The organism is Phormidium yuhuli AB48 (assembly GCF_023983615.1).
GTDB lineage: Bacteria > Cyanobacteriota > Cyanobacteriia > Cyanobacteriales > Geitlerinemataceae > Sodalinema > Sodalinema yuhuli.
This window is the reverse complement of record NZ_CP098611.1, coordinates 611,158-629,515: the sequence shown is the minus strand read 5'-3', so window position 1 is coordinate 629,515 and position 18,358 is coordinate 611,158. Positions and strand designations below refer to the sequence as shown.

At 49.3% G+C, this 18,358-nt stretch carries 11 protein-coding genes; 3 read left to right on the top strand and 8 right to left on the bottom strand.

Annotated features, from left to right (window positions below; genetic code table 11):
- The first annotated feature begins 64 nt into the window (after positions 1 to 64).
- Positions 65 to 4,621, top strand: a complete 4,557-nt coding sequence (locus NEA10_RS02640) for a two-partner secretion domain-containing protein (RefSeq protein WP_252663667.1) — start codon at positions 65 to 67, stop codon at positions 4,619 to 4,621.
- Positions 4,618 to 7,563 (top strand): CHAT domain-containing protein, encoded by a 2,946-nt coding sequence (locus NEA10_RS02635; protein WP_252663665.1) that lies wholly within the window; start codon positions 4,618 to 4,620, stop codon positions 7,561 to 7,563. Before NEA10_RS02640 ends, NEA10_RS02635 begins: the two co-directional genes overlap by 4 nt.
- A 249-nt stretch (positions 7,564 to 7,812) precedes the next feature.
- Here NEA10_RS02635 and NEA10_RS02630 read toward each other — a convergent pair whose 3' ends face one another.
- The 8 genes from NEA10_RS02630 to NEA10_RS02595 all read right to left on the bottom strand — a co-directional run bounded on the left by NEA10_RS02630 (position 7,813) and on the right by NEA10_RS02595 (position 18,191).
- Positions 7,813 to 8,568: a DUF928 domain-containing protein gene (locus NEA10_RS02630; protein WP_252663664.1), complete on the bottom strand. Its 756-nt coding sequence runs from the start codon at positions 8,566 to 8,568 to the stop codon at positions 7,813 to 7,815.
- 58 nt (positions 8,569 to 8,626) lie between these two features.
- The gene (locus NEA10_RS02625; protein ID WP_252663663.1) at positions 8,627 to 9,976 is read right to left on the bottom strand and encodes a CHASE2 domain-containing protein; all 1,350 of its coding nucleotides are present in this window, start codon (positions 9,974 to 9,976) and stop codon (positions 8,627 to 8,629) included.
- A 38-nt stretch (positions 9,977 to 10,014) separates the two neighbouring features.
- A complete protein-coding gene (locus tag NEA10_RS02620; RefSeq protein ID WP_252663662.1) occupies positions 10,015 to 10,845 on the bottom strand; it encodes a DUF928 domain-containing protein in 831 nt (276 codons plus the stop codon).
- 42 nt (positions 10,846 to 10,887) lie between these two features.
- A complete protein-coding gene (locus NEA10_RS02615; protein WP_252663661.1) occupies positions 10,888 to 13,206 on the bottom strand; it encodes a CHASE2 domain-containing protein in 2,319 nt (772 codons plus the stop codon).
- 23 nt (positions 13,207 to 13,229) lie between these two features.
- Entirely contained in the window at positions 13,230 to 14,186 is a 957-nt protein-coding gene (locus NEA10_RS02610; protein WP_252663659.1) for a DUF1822 family protein, read from the bottom strand.
- Between the two features lie 25 nt (positions 14,187 to 14,211).
- Positions 14,212 to 14,886, bottom strand: a complete 675-nt coding sequence (locus NEA10_RS02605) for a hypothetical protein (protein WP_252663658.1) — start codon at positions 14,884 to 14,886, stop codon at positions 14,212 to 14,214.
- A gap of 179 nt (positions 14,887 to 15,065) precedes the next feature.
- The gene (locus NEA10_RS02600) at positions 15,066 to 16,703 is read right to left on the bottom strand and encodes an acetolactate synthase large subunit (protein ID WP_252663657.1); all 1,638 of its coding nucleotides are present in this window, start codon (positions 16,701 to 16,703) and stop codon (positions 15,066 to 15,068) included.
- A 120-nt stretch (positions 16,704 to 16,823) separates the two neighbouring features.
- Positions 16,824 to 18,191, bottom strand: coding sequence for an NAD-dependent succinate-semialdehyde dehydrogenase (locus tag NEA10_RS02595; protein WP_252663655.1), 1,368 nt, complete (start codon positions 18,189 to 18,191; stop codon positions 16,824 to 16,826).
- Here NEA10_RS02595 and NEA10_RS02590 point away from each other — a divergent pair.
- On the top strand, positions 18,175 to 18,348 hold the full coding sequence (locus tag NEA10_RS02590) for a hypothetical protein (protein ID WP_252663654.1): 174 nt from the start codon (positions 18,175 to 18,177) through the stop codon (positions 18,346 to 18,348). The two genes, NEA10_RS02595 and NEA10_RS02590, sit on opposite strands and share 17 nt — an antisense overlap.
- Positions 18,349 to 18,358 lie beyond the last annotated feature (10 nt).

Sequence of the window (18,358 nt, the reverse complement as noted above, 5' to 3'; positions counted from 1 at the left end):
TGGCCTCAGTCGCCTCTCTTGGTGGAATATCTCCCTCTCTCTAACCCAGCCTGATAGATAACTCATGATTTCACGATGGTCTCCCTTCTGGCTTACTAGCAGCATTCTTCTGGGTGGTTTCAGTGCAACCCCAATCGCCGTTGCCCAAACCCCTATCGTCCCCGATAACACCCTCCCCACCAACTCCCAAGTCATCCAAGAGGGGGATGTATTACGCCTTGAAGGTGGAACCCTGAATAATACGGGAAATAACCTCTTCCACAGCTTCCAGGAATTTTCCCTCCCCACTGGGATGGAAGCGCGATTCGAGAATAGCCAAACCCTGGACAATATCTTCACCCGCATCACCGGCGACTTGCCTTCAGAGATTGATGGTCTTCTCTCCGTGGATGGAACGGCGAACTTTTTTCTCCTCAACCCCAATGGGATTCTCTTCGGGGAAAACGCACAACTGAACCTAGGCGGGTCTTTCTTTGCCACCAGTGCTGAGAGCCTCAACTTTGAAAACGGGGGTCAATTCAGTGCGACTCTGCCTGAAAATGTCCCCCTGCTGAGCATCAATACTCCAACTGGACTGCAATACGGCGCCAATCCCGGCAGCATTACCAATCGTTCCCTTGCCAGCTTTGAAGATGTCATCCCAGATGGAGAACCCGTATCTTTTCCCGTGGGGTTGGAGGTGTTTCCGGGCAATACCATTGGCTTAATTGGCGGGGATGTGAACCTTGAAGGGGGCATCGTCTCTACTTTCGGCGGACGCATTGAACTCGGGAGTGTGGGAGACAATGCCCAGGTTCGCCTAATCCCCACCGATGAAGGATTTGCTCTGGACTACAGTCAGGTTGAGGGGTTTCGCGATATCCGACTTTCTGACTTTGCCTCGGTAGATGCCAGTGGCGAAGGAGGCGGTAGTATTCAGGTGCAAGGTCGCCAAGTCACGCTAACTGATGATTCTGGGATTATCTCCAACACCGAAGGAGCTTTGGATGGCGGTTCCATTTCGCTCACGGCGGAGTCGCTGAGTCTCACTGGGGGGGGATTTCTCGATACCTCGACTTTTGGTGAGGGACGAGGTGGGGATTTATCAGTTAGGGTGTCAGAGCTTATTGAGTTACGGGGAACGACTCCCGATGAGCAATTTCCCAGTGGCTTTTTCACTCAAACTGAAGCCCTCGGAGATGCTGGAGATTTAACGATGAGGGCCAGACGATTGGAAATCTCAGATGGCGCACAGATTTCTCTATCCACATTTGCTGAAGGACAAGGTGGGAATTTAGATCTGGTTGTCTCTGAAACTCTTGAACTATCGGGACGCTCGGAAAGCGGAATTTTGGCCAGCAGCATCACCACAAATGCGGATGTAAATTCTCTAGGGAATGGGGGTGATCTTTCAATTCAATCACCGCAAATCACCCTACTCGATGGTGCGGAAATCAGTGCGACTTCCTTCGCGGCAGGTAATGCTGGAAACTTGACGATTCGAGCTTCCGAGTTTTTGGAGTTGAGTGGTTCGGAAGGAGTTATTCCAAGTGGTATTGCGACGCAGGTTGAACCCGGTTTAACAGATGAAGCACTGCCTGGAGGACGTGGTGGTGACATCTTGATTGAAACAGCAGAGTTGCGGGTATTTGATGAAGGCCTGATTACAGCGGTTACGGCTGGTGCAGGGCCGGGCGGCAACATTACTCTCAATACCCAGCGCATTTTTGCACGGGATGGGGGACAAATCCTAAGCAATACTGTCATGTCCGGTGCCGGGGGGACTCTGGAGGCAAACGCTTCGGAGTTGATTGAACTGACGGGGACTAGCCCCGACGGACAACAGCCGAGTGGTTTATTTACTCAATCTCAGGGCCTATTGGTGGAGGGGGGAGCGGGTAATGCGGGAGCATTGAGGGTGAATACTAACCGCCTGAACCTGACTGCTGGGGCAGCCATTGCTGCCGATACGTTCCTTGATGGACAAGGGGGGTCTATTAATGTGACGGCCAGCGATCGCATCCAACTCAGCGGACGCTCAATCTTACCCAGTGACTCCCCCGCCGCCGACCCCGATGGACGTCTCCCCAGCCGCATCACGGCCCAAACGACAGGAACGGGTAATGCCGGCGGCGTGACCCTCAACAGTCCCTTCCTCTCCGTCACCGATGGGGCCCAAGTGGGAGTGGATGCTCGCTTAGGTGGCGGTGCAGCAGGAGATGTCACCCTAAACAGTTCCGACATTCGCTTACAACGGATGGGTCGCATTACCGGAGAAACAGCATCGGGACAGGGGGGCAACCTCCGCTTCACGTCCGAGGATATCCGTCTATTAGATGACAGCAATATCTCCACCACGGCTGGAACCGCCAATCTCCCCGGCGATGGCGGCAACATCAGCATCAACACCAATACTCTGGTGGGTTTAGGCAACAGCAACATTTCTGCCAATGCCTTCGAGGGGTCAGGTGGGGTGATTGAGATTACCACGGAAGGTCTCTTCGGACTCCAGGTGCGATCGCGCCAAGACCTGGAACAACTCAGCGATAACCTAATTGAGTTTGACCCCAGAAACCTGGACAGCAACGACATCACCGCCATTTCCCGCACCAATCCCCAACTCGAAGGCATCGTCGAAATCAACACCCCAGAAGTGGACCCCGTCAGCGCCCTCATCGAACTCGAAGACCGACCCGTCAACGCTGCCGTCGACCAAAACCCCTGCATCCAAGGCAGCGAAACGGAATTTGTGCAAACCGGCAGCAGTGGCCTCCCCCCCAGTCCCAACGACCCCTTCAGCGGAACCACGGGCTGGGAAGACCTACGCCTCGACCCCCTTGATGACCCCCAAGTCCGAGAGGACAGCGCCGAACCCCTCCCCTCCACCCCAAGACAGATTCGCCAAGCCCAAACCTGGCAGGTCAACGCTGAGGGGGAACTGGTCTTAACCGCTCCCGGAACGGGGTCTAACTATCGCCCTCCCGCCGCGCCGGACAACTGTTCCCCCCAGTCCCAAGCACTCCAGAGTGAGAAAAGCGATCGCCCTGGGCCCTCCTCCCCCAACCAAGCCTTCCAAGTCCAAGGTTTCCAATTCGAGGGCAACACAGTCCTCTCTGATGCAGAACTAGCCCAGTCCATCGACGAGGAATTCAGACATGGTGACCTCCAGTTCCAAGACCTGCAAGCCGTCGCAGATCAGATTACAGAGGAGTACAACAAACGGGGCTACATCACCAGCGGCGCTTACATTCCCCCCCAAACCACCCAAAACCGGGTGGTCACAGTGCAAATTCTGGAAGGAACCCTGGAAGATATCCGAGTGCGCACCAGTGGCAACCTCAACCCCAACTATGTGGTGCGCCGCATCCAGCGATTTACCCAGGGACCGGTCAACCAAAAACAACTCCTGCAAGCCCTACAACTGCTGCAACTCGACCCCCGCATTGACCGACTCTCGGCGGAGTTGGGGGCGGGAGTGCGAGCGGGAACCAATCTCCTCAATGTCCAGGTGCAAGAGAGCAATGCCCTCAGTGCCAGTCTCAGCCTGGACAACGATCGCTCCCCCACGGTGGGCAGTTTCCGCCAACAGGTCGACAGCGGCATCGCCAACCTCTTCGGCATTGGGGATGTGGCCACGTTGGCCTACAGCAATACGGAGGGAACAGCCAACTGGAATCTGGGCTATCGTCTCCCCATTAACGCCCTCGATGGAACCATTGGCTTCCTCTATAGCACGGGGGACAGTCGCATTGTCGAGGCCCCCTTCGACCAAGTGGATATCCAAGCGGACACCCGCACTTATGAGGTCAGTTACCGCCAACCGCTGTTACGCCAAGTGCAACCCCGCTTCGAGGAAAATGATGGGGAGAATCATGGGGAGAATGAGCCTTCAGTCCCTCAGGATTACGTGTTTCGGGAGTTTGCGGTGGGATTGAGCGCCTCGCGACGGGATACTCAGACTTCCATTCTTGATCGTAATTTTCCCCTCTCTCCAGGGGCCGATGACCAGGGGGAAACCAACATTTCTGTGTTGCGCCTATTCCAAGATTGGACGCAACGAGACAGCCGCGAGGTGTTTGCCCTACGTTCGGAGTTTAGTCTGGGGGTGAACTGGTTTGGGGCCACGGTGAATGACGGTGAACCCGATAGTGAGTTCTTTGCTTGGCGAGGTCAGGCCCAGTGGGTGCGGCGGCTCTCGGGGATGGACCGTCCTGGAGAAGCGGGGACTCGCGTACTGCTGCGGGGAGATGCACAATTAGCATCCACCTCCCTGGTTCCCATTGAGCAGTTCAGTTTGGGGGGACGGCGGCGGATGCGAGGGTATCGTCAGGATGTGCTGCTGGCGGATTCGGGTCTGTTTGGCTCGGCGGAGGTGCAATTGCCCTTATTCCAGTTTGCTCGCCGCCAAGGAACCGTCTGGCTGGCTCCTTTTGTCGAGGCGGGGACGGTCTGGAATTTGGGCGATCGCGCCAACCCAGAAACGAGTACCTTAGCTTCGGCCGGATTGGGGTTACGCTTACAGTTGGGCGATCGCCTCACGGCCGCCTTCGACTGGGGGATTCCCCTCATTGAACTGGATACGGGCAATAATACGTTACAAGACAACGGTTTGTATTTCTCAATCAGGTTTAACCCCCTATGATGCGTATTTCTGGTGCGTTACGCTTTTGCGTCTGCTTGCTGCTGGGATGTGTGATTAGCCTAGCTATCCCGGTACTCCGGCCCGATGTGGGGGTCACGGCTCCCCCGTTGGATAGCTCCCTCTTGGCTCAGTCATCAGAGCCAGATGTTTTGCTGCGTCGGGGACGAACGGCCTATGAGGCGGGAGAGATGGCCTCAGCGGCTGAGTCGTTGCAGGAGGCGGCCCAGGCCTATGGGGAACGGGGGGAACCGTTGAATCAGGCGATCGCCCTCAACTACCTCTCTCTGGCGCAACAGCAGCAGGGTCAGTGGAGGGAGGCCACAGAGGCAATTCAGGAGAGTTTGACCTTGATTGGGGTTCCGAGTGCCACGGCGCGGGATGACCGGCAACGGCTGTTTGCTGCCGCCTTGACCACTCAGGGACAGTTGCAATTGGCGTTAGGGCAGGCAGAAGCGGCGTTTGAGAGTTGGCAGGAGGCGGAACGGCGCTATGAGCGGTTGGGGGATGTTGAGGGCCGTTGGGGCAGTCAACTCAATCAGGCTCGGGCGTTGGAGGCGTTAGGGTTGTATCGGCGATCGTGCGATCAATTGTTGGATGTCTTGACCTCTGGGGCGTTGACTTGTGATGGTTTGGCGGCGGATGACCCGGATGTGAGAACTCGTCAGCGGGGGGAGTTGTTGGCGGCGATCGAGCGGCAGCCGGATTCTCCGTTGAAAGCGATGGCCTTGCGGAGTTTGGGGAATCAGTTACGGCTGTTGGGCCAGTTGGAAGCCTCTGAACGCATCTTACAAGCTAGTTTAGATACTAGCGAATTGGATGGCGATCGAAGTCTTGCCTATCTGAGTCTAGGGAATACGGCCAAAGCCAAAGTCAACAGAGCCTTTAACTTACGCCAGTTTGATATAGAGGAGGATGATGATCTGACACAAGCTAAAGCTAGCAGTCTCGATAGCTATGCCATGACAGCCCTTGGATATTATCAACGGGCCATTGATCTAAGTTCCTCTCCCAGCCTGAGGTTGCAAGGCCAGTTAAACCGATTAGATGTTTTGTCTGACTTAATCCGGATTATTCCTCAAAGAGCTGACTATCTACAAAACAAACTAGATTTTGAGCTGATTGTTATTTCTCCAGCGAATCCATTGGTTAGTGATTATCAACAACAAATTGCTATATCATCTAGCCAGGTTCAACAGTTGACCCAAGAAGCTGAACAGTTGATTAACCAAATTTATCCTGATCTCTCATCATTACCCCTCAGTAAAGTTAAAGTGGAAAGTCAGTTAAAGTTGGCTTGTCACGCCCTCGATTGCAATCAGATTAACTTACAACAACCCACTAATAATTTGGGGTTTCATCGAGAGAGGGTTTTCAACCTCATTCAACAGTCCATTACCGAAGCTGATCAATTGGGAAGCCTGGGACTTCAGTCTTATGGATATGGAGTTTTGGGTAAATTCCAAGAACAAGGCAGAGACTGGGATGAAGCTATTACTGCTACTCGGGAGGCCCTGATGCTCTCGACCCAAGAAGTTCGCAAAGATTTATCGTATCAGTGGCAATGGCAGATGGGACGAATCTTGCAAACTCGTCATGAAGAAGATTTTGGAGTAGCAGAAGTCTCAAGTGAAGCGATTAACTATTATCGTCAAGCTTCTAAAAGCCTAAAACAATTAAGGCAAGAATTGGCGGCACTCGATTCAATAATTCAGTACGACTTCAGAGACAACGTGGAACCTGTTTACAAACAGTTTGTCGAGTTGCTTCTCCGAGGTGACACAGTGAGTTCAGATTCTTTGGAGGAAGCAAGAAATGCCATTGAAGATTTGAGAATTGCTGAGTTGAATAACTTCTTTCAAGATGCGTGCATTACCGAAGAAGAAGTTGAAGTTGATGAAATCATTGATAAACAAGATCCGACAGCCGCGTTAATTTACACAATCATATTGGATGATAGACTTGAGGTGATTGCAAAGTTACCCGGTCAAGACTTATCTCACCACTCCGTCACTCAGAATGAACAGGGATACTTTCAAAAAGTTTTGTGGAATTTGTACGTGGGCTTAATTGACGTTACCAGAAATAGAAGCGACGTTAAACCGAACGCCCAAGAAATTTATGAGTGGTTGATAGCGCCTATTTCTCCTAAACTCGAAGAGAGTAATGTCAAAACATTGGTGTTTTTTTTAGACACGATATTGCAGAGAATCCCAATGTCAGTCCTTTATAATCAAAATACTGACAAATTTCTTATAGAGGACTATGCGATCGCGATTACCCCCGGAATTAAGATCATACAGCCGCAATCCTTTGACACAGTTGGCGTTAGCGTCCTAGGTGGGGGACTATCTGAGTCAAGAGAGAACTTGGCAGATCTACCAGGAGTAGAACTAGAGATTGAAAACATCAGTCAACTCTTACCAACCCGGGTTCTGCTCAATCAGACCTTCACACGTTCAGCCGTAGAAAATTTAGTTGGATCAGGCTTATTTTCTGTGATCCATCTAGCTACCCACGGCAATTTCAGCTCAGATCCAGAACAAACTTACCTTGTTTTATCAGATGAGCTTCTAAAAGTGAGAAGCATGGATGCTGTATTCCGATTAAATCCCTTAGCTACAGCTAATATGATTGAATTGCTAGTGATGAGTGCTTGCAAAACAGCCCAAGGGGACGAACGAGCGGCATTAGGTTTAAGTGGAATGGCCGTCCGTTCTGGTGCAAGAAGTACAGTTGCCACTTTGTGGCCAGCAGATGATGAATCAACGGCTAAGGTAATGCCTGATTTTTACGAACAACTCAAAGCTGGTAAAAATAAAGCAGAAGCCTTAAGAGCTGCTCAGCTTAATTTTTTAAATCAGTTAAGATACGAAGGTGTAGATAATCCTAAGATGGAATTCAGAAAATGGGCTCCTTATATTTTAGTCGGTAACTGGCTCTAGGATTTGAAATGAATGGGTCTTCCATCGATAGGGTGTGATTTGTTGTCTTAAATACAAAAGTGTAGGGGCGAACGGCCGTTCGCCCCTACGGAAAGGGATTTAATTTGCCATAAATTTTCCTTATCACCCTGAAGCCGGAAGGCCCAAATCAATTGAAGTTCGGGAATTTCTTCTCCAATCAACAACAACCCGAAGTCCCTTATCATAGGGTGGAGGGACTTAGCCAAAAGATATAGAGAAATTCAAAGGCTAGAGTTCCCGCAGATCGTGACCTAACAGATTTTCCAGATCCGCTTTTTCCAATAATTCATCCCACATTTCTTGAAGCTCCGCATTATTTGGATCTTCTAAAAGCTTCTGCCCCAGCTCTGACACCAAATCATACCAAATGCCATACTCAGCATAAAGCTGAAGGCGTTCCGATAAAGAGCTGGCGACCATCCCTGTCTCAACATTGGCGGGCATCGAATTTTTCTGGATTTGACTTCTCACATAACTGTAATCTTCTGAACTCCTGAGATTACAGTGAATTTTGAAGAACAATGTGTAGGTTTTTCCATCCTCCAATTTTTGATCTAAAGAAGGCGAGATTTTTAAAATCCCTTCTTGTAATTGAAATGAATTTCTATAGATGTTTTTTTCAGCATTGTCTTCCAGAACTTCGCTGATGGTAAATTCTCCACTAATTGTGGTATTTTCGATGTCAGGAATGTAATACCAGAAACTAGGATTACTCGACCAAGTTAATCCAAAATTGCTTTCAGGGACCAATGCAGTCAGGTCGAGGTATTCAGCAGGACATACCTGGTCTCTGCTTGCGGCTCCCCGACGACGACCACTCGGATAACCTCGATCCGGTAGGTTGTTTAAGTTCAAAATAGCAATCATCGGAGGAGGCTGTATTTTCCCAATCTCAGCCTTCTGAGTTTTGTCAGGATTGGTTACAATCATTTCTGGCGTTACAAAACCGAAAGTTGTCGATAGAAAAAGGAGATAACTCAACATAATTTCCTGACCTTGAACTAAATTTTACAATGAAAACATCCAAACCAGAAGTCTTTATTTATTTTGTGGAGTTATGGTTGTATGCACGATAAGCAACCACTCCAACTCCAGTCAATATCCCTCCAATTAAAGATGGAACAAACGGCAACCAGACCCCCTGAGTCAAGGTATATGAACAGACCCAATATAATGATCCAAATAGACATCCTCCCAATAATCCTCGTAGAATTTTGTCACCCAAAAATCCAAACAGCAATCCCCAGCCTAGGCATGTACTCCAAACCATAGAAGACGATGACCAGTCGGGTAATGCCGAAATTAAGGGCCTATCATCAAGTCCAAAACTTAAAAGTTGACTAATGAGATGAGCTTGTAAAATGACACCTGGCATTCTGTTATCAGCCTGTCCAGAGTTATAAGGAGTGTCCCAAAAATCACCAGCACTGTCAGCGGTTACCCCAACTAGGACAATTCGATCTTCTAAATTCATGTTAACCTCCGATTCTAAAAAATCAGTAAGCGTCAGCCTTTCGATAAATTCATTTTGGTTGTAGTAAGACCGATAGTTAAGCATGATTTGGTAACCCTGTGCATCAATATTTTGGTAACCACCAAAACGTCCTGATTCAAAGTTAATGAGTGGCAAACTCGAATCTCCAATCTTAATATTACCCGAATCATCATCCGAAATGATAACGTCTTTATTTTTCAAATAAGAGTTAGCAATTTGTAAGCTAAAAGCATAGCGCGTGGAACAAGCAGACTGAAGAGGAGGTGTCATTAATAACAGATGGCGACGAACAACATCATCTGGATCAAGTAAAACATCACTGAAACCAACTTTTCCACTAGGAACACCCGCTGGTGGAGGAATTCCGATATCCTCATCGCTAACTTTGCAAAGTATAAAGATGTTTTCTTTTTGTCCCAGTATACTAATCAACTCGTCATTTCCCACCCAATCTAAGTAAAGATCTAACCCGATAATTGCAGGTTGATAGCTAGTTTCAAGTTTGTCTATCAACCTAATTAAATTTGGTTCTGAAATGGAAACACTACCTCCCTCTAGATTATCTTGAGACTGTATATCTTGCTCAGAAATAGTAATCGCTAACAAGCGTTGGTCTCGAGTTTCATTGGGACGCTGCCTCATCATGTGATCGAAGGCGCTTAGCTCAAACCCTTGCAAAATACCTGTAGGGCGAACTCCCATGACTACAAAAGTCACAAAAAAACTGGCAAGTATTAGTTTAGAAATCCGGTAGAGTGCCGCCGGGAATTTGAGTTGACGTGGCTCAGAAGATTTTGCATTCTGGTTTTGTTGATATTGCAGAAGTACAGCAAGAACCGTGCCCATCATCGCGATCGTATTGATAACAATACTTAAAATGGCAATAATTGTTTCCATCAATTAAACTCCACTTGTACTAAATAAACTAATTTACATTATAGCTGTTCTGGTGTACAACACTCTAAAACAGGTTCATCAGTAAGATGACCTAAATCATGATCCTCCAAAATTTTACGCCAGTTGTCTTGAATGACCTCCTCTGTCTCATCAGCACGTAACCTGGAGCCTAGACTGGTTAAAGCATCATGCCAAATTCCATGACGTGCATAAACGATATAATCTTCATCCTCCTGCGAGTTTAATTCAGTCATCAGTTCTTCTTCAATATCAACTCGTTTAATATCTCCCTCCAAAAAAACATAGCTAGATGGATCTCGTGGATTGCAAAGTAGCTTGAAAACCCAACGGTAGTCGTGATCAACAGATAAACTCGTTCCCGATTCAGGTGGAATCGTTATATTGACAATACCGGGTGTATTTTCAAGTTCAAAAAATCCCCGATACAATTGTTCGCCATTTTGATTGGTATAAACGAACTCTCCAGCAACTATCTCCTCGGGTTGATGAGGGATATAAAACCAAAACGTAGGATGCTCAGAAATTGTTAAAGGTGGTTCATCATAATCATCATGATCATCATAGACTGGAATTAAAGCTGTCAAAGGCAATGCAGTAGCTGGGCAATCATCACGGTCAGCTCCTGGAGTTCGTCCTGTTGGTCTACGTCTTGGTCGCTCAGAGTCTGAGCCATCATTCGCACTTTCCTCCTCTGAGTTGCGATTAAAAATGAATTCAATCAGATTTTTACTCAACCCTTGTCTTAATTGATTTGCTTCACCTGCATAGGCTAGTAATGGCTGACTGAAACTTAGGACAAAAATGCTCAGGGCGGTGAGTTGTAGTTTGTGGTTTGCTGATAATTTCATGACGATTACCTCGATTAGTTTACAGTTTCAATGAATTTTGTTTTAGATCTTAGATTCCTTATAGAAAATTAAAGAAATCCCAGTTATACACAAAGATAAGATGGCTGGGACGGTGGGTATCCAAACGCCATGTAATAATAGCATAAACCCAGCAAAAACAATCGTCCCCCCAGCAACAGCAATACCAAGTGTAAAAATAATGGCTTTGCGGCTAAACCAGGCTAGTAGCCCCCCAACCCCTGCCCAAACCCAAATCCAGAGGGCTTCGCTTCCCTGACTCCACCAACCCAATAAAGGACGGTTGTCGAGTACAGCACTTAAAATCTGACTGATTAAGTGTGCTTGAAGAACAACATGTGGCAATGGTGTTTCATAGGTTGTATATGGGGTTGAATAAAAGTTATTACGACTCCTTTTTTGATTGCCAATTAAAACAATTTTATCTCGGACAATCTCATTTAGCTGTTCATCAATCAAGTTATCCATGACCTGAGAGAATGTCAGGGTTCGAGCAACAGTACTTCCAGATCTATAGTTGATCAAGATTTGATAGCTATCGGCTATTTGTTTCTCTGAAAGTCGATACCCCCCAGCCGTTGGGGGCAATTCGTAAAACACCTTATCGCTATCGCTAATTTTGAAATCGTTATCAGATGTTTCTTCAAGCCTGTAACCTTCCTGCTCTAAGTAGCGCATTGCTAGTTGAAAACTAAAGGCGAAACGGGTGTCACAAGGAGGACCTGCGGGCATTTCTAAAAGATAACGTCTGACTAACATATCGGATTCATCATACACAATATCACTAAAACCTAAGGATGCTTCATTAAGTCCAGGGGGGGGACTGATTATAGTTTCCGGTTGGTCATCTATACCCATATCACAAACAGCAACCACGTTATCACTCTGTTCTAGGTATTCAATGAAGGCTTGATGACCTGGCTCTTGTGGCTTATCTCTAAAAATATTAAGACCTATTAAACGAGGTTGATACTGTTCTAATCTTTGAAAAAGATGCAGCAAAGCTTCATCAGAAATCGGGTCAGTTCCTAATCGTTGTAAATCGCCTTCTGTGACTTTGATAATCAACAGTCGAGGATCGGGAGCCTCAGCGGGACGCGATCGCAGCAAATGGTCATAAGCATTCAACTCAGACTGTTCCAACCAACCCAACGATCGCCCCCCCATCACCAAACTCGTCACCAGCATACTAGCCACCAACACCGTCCCCAACCCCTGCCACCAGGGCGAAGTCTTCACCGGCCGGGGCGTCAACGGCGTTAATAACCCTTGCCATGTCGGCGGAACCTCCCAAGGATGCTGACACACCACCGGCAGCCAACTGGCACAGGGAAATTCCTTTTCCATCCCCTGTAACCGCTCCCGCGCTTCCCGCACCGCCTCATAAAAAGGCTTTCCGTCAGCAAATCCCAAGAGAAAATGTTTCAAAAACTCATGAGCCACCCGATCCGGAATTAACTCCCGCATCACAATCGTAATCGGGATTTGCAGGTCATCTAAACGACGGGCCAACCCCAACCCATCACAGGAGTTGAAAATCGCCACCTGTAACCCCTGATTCACCGCCTTGCGCAAGGCATACCACAGTTCATCAATGGTCAAACTCTCCCGGGGATTAATATGAATCCGTCCCTCGTCCCCCTCCGTTTCACTATGACCGGCAAAAAAGATAATATCCCAAGGCTGGTCCCAGAGCTGATCGTTAATCTTAGACAGACTGGGTTCATCTAAGAATTTAACTTTCGCACCCGGTAAATTCTCCAGAGTTTGACGATCGCCCGTCACATCAATATTCTCACGATGCCCCAAAATCGCCAAAATCCGAATCTTCTGCCTGCCCCCAGTCGAGGAAAATCGCTCACGACGCTGAAACTTAGGAGGACTCAAAGCAATTTCCGTTTTAGGATAACTCTCGCAAAAACTCCACAGATGCCAGGGAAGTTTATGTAAACGGGTGTCATTGGTGCGAATAAGAACCCGGATATCATCATCAGGCTTAAGCTGTTGCCGTAATAAACGATCAATGTCTCGAAATGACTCCGCATCCAACCAAGTATTGAGGCGATCGCGCAACGTCTTCCCCGACTCCTTACAAGCCTTCAAGCGCGTCTGAATCGAGCCGCTATATTCAATCTCCTGGGCCTTGATACGATAGGGGGCACTCAACGGGCGATAGGTCTCCAACCAGTGGTATTCCAACTGATTGAGTAAATCGGGAGCCGGGGGCAACTTACCGTCCTCCTCAATCGACGGGCGATCGCCCTCAGCACTCATTTCTAAGAATACCTCAAAACCACTCTTATCTAAGTTTCCTGTCAATTTTAGAGTCACTAACTTCGTCATATTCCCTCCTCCTTAACACAGATTTAAATCACAAACTGCTCAATAAAACTCACACTTCCCAGCGCCACTTTAACACCAAACCTCTCATCAGGCTCCCCACTAAACCTAAGTTTAATATGTTCAGAACTTTTGGCAACAGCCTGCATCACCGAATGACCCTCATCATCTAAAATGGAAATCTCTAAATTTAGAGGCAACTCAGTCTGACGGTCAAGAGACTGCACCTCTACCGCAATATCCGTTTCCTCAGCCAGTTCTGACTCCAAACTAATGAGTAGGATAATCGCCTCACTCATCCCCTCAAAATGAAGCAGTTTCCCCCGTTTAATCAGAGAATTATCCCGTATCTCCGTCGCCCCGGCCGGACCTCTAACCGCCCAAGCTGGGGTTAAGTGTTGTCCAGACATCAGCGTTTCCAGACTATCCCATCCCTCCGCCACCCGACCCCGAAGCCATTGGCTTAACTGAGTCAACGCCGGTGGCGTTGGCGACGACTCAGCTTCCAACTCCTCAACCCTCCCTAAAAACCCATCCAGGTCATCCCAATGTTGTAGGGCAAACTGTTCCCCCTCCCCAGGAAGTCTCTCACAAAATCCCAATAAAACGGCTTCCTGAAACTCCTCATCCAAGCCCACTGCCACATAGCCTAACCTATCATGTTGGGCCTCCGCCGGCACCCTCACAGTCGTGTCCTGACCGGCCACCATACAACATTGAACAGCTCCTAACGCCTTGAGGGGTAACTCCGCCGTATTGGCTAATACCTGTAACGCCGGATTCCAAACCGAACTTGCCTTTAACTGGGTCTCAATTGCCATACATTGACAGTAATACTCGACCGCTAAAACCACTAACACATTATGATAAACTTGCCTGGATTTATCAACATTACTGTGCTGCTGACTGGCCTGACTTGCCCTCGCACGCATCTCAGCGGTAATCGGAACATTAAAGGTTAACGGGCCATACTGATAACTCATGATAACTCCTCAACTTTATCCTTCACTAAGTTTGTACGTAATCCTTAATTAATCCGGCAAATTCCCCAAGACTGCGCTGGTAAAAATCACTCAACGTTGAGACCCCTACCCCCACATCAGCTGAAATCAACTTCCAACTTTCTCCCTCCAGTCTTCGGATGGCAATCATCCGAAAGGTCACATTAGGGTTTTTGCGCATGGAGCGAGCTTCAAACACCCCCTCCGGGTCTTCTTGTAAACATTGGGCGATCGCCTCCGATAAACTCGGAGGGAGCCTCTTACCCGTTAGGTGCTGTTGAACTGGGAAAGAGGGACTAATGGGATCGCTGCTAATTTCACGACGATCGCCCATAATCTTAGGAATCGCCTGATTGAAAAAACGCCGTTGTAAGAGGAAATTCACCCATCGCAAAAAGGGGCTTCTTTCGGGATTATAGGCATCAATGCGATCGCAAACGTAAATAAACAACAATTGCAGCGCCTCATTGTAAATCTCATCATAAACATGGCGAAATTGACCCGCATAGGGACGACAGAGGCGGCCAGAGGTGCGGGTAAGCTGAACCAGCCGTGTCAACGCTCGACGACGCTGACGACTCCCGGGGGGGGAGTTCTGGGCTTCACGAGCTAGCTCCTTCAGCACCTCATCCAACTCAGGGTCTGGATTACCACTCGGTGGTTGATGTTCTCTATCCTCCACGAGGAACCTCTCAATCATCTATAACTACTGTCGCCCTAACCACTTGAGTTTTACGGAGATTCCCTCACTCATTACAAAACGTTACACAACCTCCCACCTCAACCCAACGCAAACTGCCCATACAGCCATGGGAGCCATATGGGCAGAGCCTGAGAGTCTCAAAGCCAGTCAGAGAAACCTTACATCGGACAGCTCAACTCACCCGATTTCGCGGAAAAGCGGGCATTTTCTCGATAATCCACCGGACAATCAATCACCGCCGGCACATCTTGATTCAGGGCTTCTTTCAAAATCGGCACAAACTCCTCCGTAGAGGTCACCCGATAGCCCTTCAAGCCCATACTTTCCGCGAACTTGACAAAATCGGGGTTGCCGAACTCAATAAACGAAGCCCGTCCATATTGAGCCTCCTGCTTCCACTCAATTAAGCCATAGCCCCCATCATTAAAAATAATGGTGACAAAGGGAGTCTTCGTACGCAGAGCCGTCTCCAACTCCTGACAGTTCATCATGAAGCCGCCATCCCCCGTCGCCGCCACGACTTTGCGGTCTGGATGCACCAGTTTAGCGGCGATCGCCCCAGGAATCGCAATCCCCATGGCCGCAAAACCATTGGAAATCAAACAAGTATTGGGCCGTTCACAGTGATAATGGCGAGCAATCCACATCTTATGGGCTCCCACATCAGAAATCACCACATCATCGGGCCCCATCACCTGACGCAAATCATAAATCAACTTCTGAGGCTTCAGAGGAAACTCATTATCATTGGCGTGTTGCTCGTAATCCTGGCGAATGTCATCCCGCAGAGAAAGAGCATGAGGGGTGGTTTTGCTGGCGCGGTCAGAACGGCGTAAAATCTCGTTCAGAGAATCCGTGATATTGCCCACCACTTCCACCAGAGGAATGTAGCTGCTGTCAATCTCCGCCGAATCGGTGCCAATATGGACAATCGGAATTTCTCCCTTAGGATTCCATTTCTTGGGAGAATACTCAATCAAGTCATAGCCCACCGCAATCACCAAATCTGTGTTGTCGAAGCCACAACTGATATAGTCTCGTTGTTGCAATCCCACCGTCCAGAGAGCCAGAGGATGAGTATAGGGAATCGCCCCCTTGCCCATAAAAGTATTGGCCACCGGGATATTCAAGCGAGTCGCAAACTCCGTCAGGGCATCGCTGGCATCATCACGAATCGCCCCATTGCCCACCAAAATCAAGGGGTTGTTTGCCCGGGAAATTGCTGCCGCTGCCTCATTGAGACTTTTATAGGAAGCATAAATTTTATCCTGGCGATCGCACTTGAGGGGGTCTCCCTGCACCGGCATCTCCGCAATATTTTCCGGCAAATCAATATGAACCGCCCCGGGTTTCTCCTGTTGGGCCCGTTTAAAAGCTTTACGGACGATTTCCGGCGTATTGCTCGGGCGTACAATCTGTGAGTTCCACTTGGTCACCGGAGCAAACATGGCCACCAAATCCAGATATTGATGGGATTCAATGTGCATCCGATCCGTTCCCACCTGGCCCGTAATCGCCACCAGGGGCGCACCATCGAGGTTCGCATCCGCCACCCCCGTCATCAGATTCGTCGCCCCAGGACCGAGGGTAGACAGACAAACCCCCGCTTTCCCCGTTAGGCGGCCATAAACATCCGCCATGAAGGCCGCACCCTGTTCATGACGGGTGGTGACAAACTGAATCGGTGAGCCTCGCAAGGCTTCCAAAACTTGCATATTTTCTTCACCCGGCAAACCGAAGACATATTTCACGCCTTCATTTTCCAGACATTTGACTAAGAGTTCCGCAGTGTTCATTAAGACCCCTTGCGTTGCGTTGAAATGAATTTAGACAGACGCGATAACAGGTGTAAGACCCTATCTCCAAGATAGTCCCTTTAGCCAAGGTCATCAGCCTAGGCTAACTTAGACTCTAGGTTATGAATCAATGACAACGGTTTTAATGTTGACAAATTCTTGAATACCCTCTACGGCCAGTTCCCGGCCATACCCTGATTTTTTAATACCGCCAAAGGGAAGACGAGGATCAGATTTGACCATGCTATTGATAAACACAGCCCCAGCCTCCAATTCGCTGATGAATTGTTGCTGTTCTGGGGCAACCGTCGTCCAAGCACTGGCCCCTAAGCCATAGGGGACGCGGTTCGCTAAGGCGATCGCCTCGTCAATGGTACTGACGCGAAATAGCAGAGCCACAGGACCGAAGAACTCTTCCTCATCGGCGAGACTCCCTGATGGGATATCGCTGATGAGGGTGGGGGGATAAAAGTTCCCGGGTCCTGCGGGGAGTTCACCCCCTAACCGCAGTTGGGCACCCTGTTTGAGAAGCCGTTGCACCTGTTGATGGAGTTCATCACGGATGCTTGAGGTGGCCAGGGGACCGAGATCCGATTCCGGGGAGAGAGGATCGCCGACTGTTAAGGCCTTGAGTTTAGCGAGGAAGCGCCGTTCAAATTCCTCGGCAATCGAGTTATGGAGGATAAAACGCTTGGCAGCGATACAAGACTGGCCGCTGTTGAGCATTCGAGCCGTTACGGCAGTGCTGACAGCCGCTTCGAGGTTAGCACTCCCCATGACGATAAAGGGGTCACTCCCTCCGAGTTCCAGAACCGTTTTTTTGAGGTTTTTACCCGCTTCCTGAGCTAAGCTGATTCCGGCCCCTTCGCTACCGGTGAGGGTCGCTGCTTGGATACGATCATCGGCCAGAAGTTGAGGGACGCGATCAGCGCCGACGAGCAAGGTTTGAAACGTGCCGCTGGGGAATCCTGCTTCCGAGAGGATGGACTCAACAGCTAAGGCACATTGGGGGACGTTCGAGGCGTGTTTCAGCAACCCCACATTGCCCGCCATGAGGGCAGGGGCGGCAAAGCGAAACACTTGCCACAAGGGGAAATTCCAGGGCATAACCGCTAGAATCGCCCCCAGGGGATGATAGGCAGTGTAACTGAAGGAGGCATCAGTGGCCACGGGGCGATCGGCCAGAAACTCAGCGGCGTTATCAGCGTAGTAACGGCAGACGAGGGCGCATTTGTTAACTTCGGCCACGGCTTGGGCGATGGGTTTTCCCATTTCCAGGGTGATGATTTCCCCGAAGGTTTGGGCCTTTTGTTCCAAGATGTCGGCCGCGTTCTGGAGCCAGCGCGATCGCTGGACGATCATGGTATGGCGGTATTGCCCAAAGGCGCGATCGGCTCGTTCGAGTTTGGCTTCGAGTTCCGCGTCGCTTAGGGCCGTGAAGGTTTTGATGGTGTCCCCCGTGGCGGGGTTGATGCTGGCAATACCCATAACTTCTGTCATTGTCGCGTCGCCTGAGGCGATCGGTCCAGGGCGATCGCGCTTCATGGGACTAGAGCCAGAGGGCGATCGCCCTTGTGTGATCCCATTGTGGGTTCAGGACGCGGGACGTTTGGCACAATTGTTACAAAACGACAACTTGTTATGAATTGTGGATG

Excerpts from the sequence above, each read along its gene's own strand:
- NEA10_RS02625 (WP_252663663.1), bottom strand. The coding sequence starts at position 9,976 with ATGGAAACAATTATTGCCATTTTAAGTATTGTTATCAATACGATCGCG.
- NEA10_RS02635 (WP_252663665.1), top strand. The coding sequence starts at position 4,618 with ATGATGCGTATTTCTGGTGCGTTACGCTTTTGCGTCTGCTTGCTGCTG.
- NEA10_RS02610 (WP_252663659.1), bottom strand. The coding sequence starts at position 14,186 with ATGAGTTATCAGTATGGCCCGTTAACCTTTAATGTTCCGATTACCGCT.
- NEA10_RS02595 (WP_252663655.1), bottom strand. The coding sequence starts at position 18,191 with ATGGGTATTGCCAGCATCAACCCCGCCACGGGGGACACCATCAAAACC.
- NEA10_RS02630 (WP_252663664.1), bottom strand. The coding sequence starts at position 8,568 with ATGTTGAGTTATCTCCTTTTTCTATCGACAACTTTCGGTTTTGTAACG.
- NEA10_RS02615 (WP_252663661.1), bottom strand. The coding sequence starts at position 13,206 with ATGACGAAGTTAGTGACTCTAAAATTGACAGGAAACTTAGATAAGAGT.
- NEA10_RS02640 (WP_252663667.1), top strand. The coding sequence starts at position 65 with ATGATTTCACGATGGTCTCCCTTCTGGCTTACTAGCAGCATTCTTCTG.
- NEA10_RS02590 (WP_252663654.1), top strand. The coding sequence starts at position 18,175 with ATGCTGGCAATACCCATAACTTCTGTCATTGTCGCGTCGCCTGAGGCG.
- NEA10_RS02620 (WP_252663662.1), bottom strand. The coding sequence starts at position 10,845 with ATGAAATTATCAGCAAACCACAAACTACAACTCACCGCCCTGAGCATT.
- NEA10_RS02600 (WP_252663657.1), bottom strand. The coding sequence starts at position 16,703 with ATGAACACTGCGGAACTCTTAGTCAAATGTCTGGAAAATGAAGGCGTG.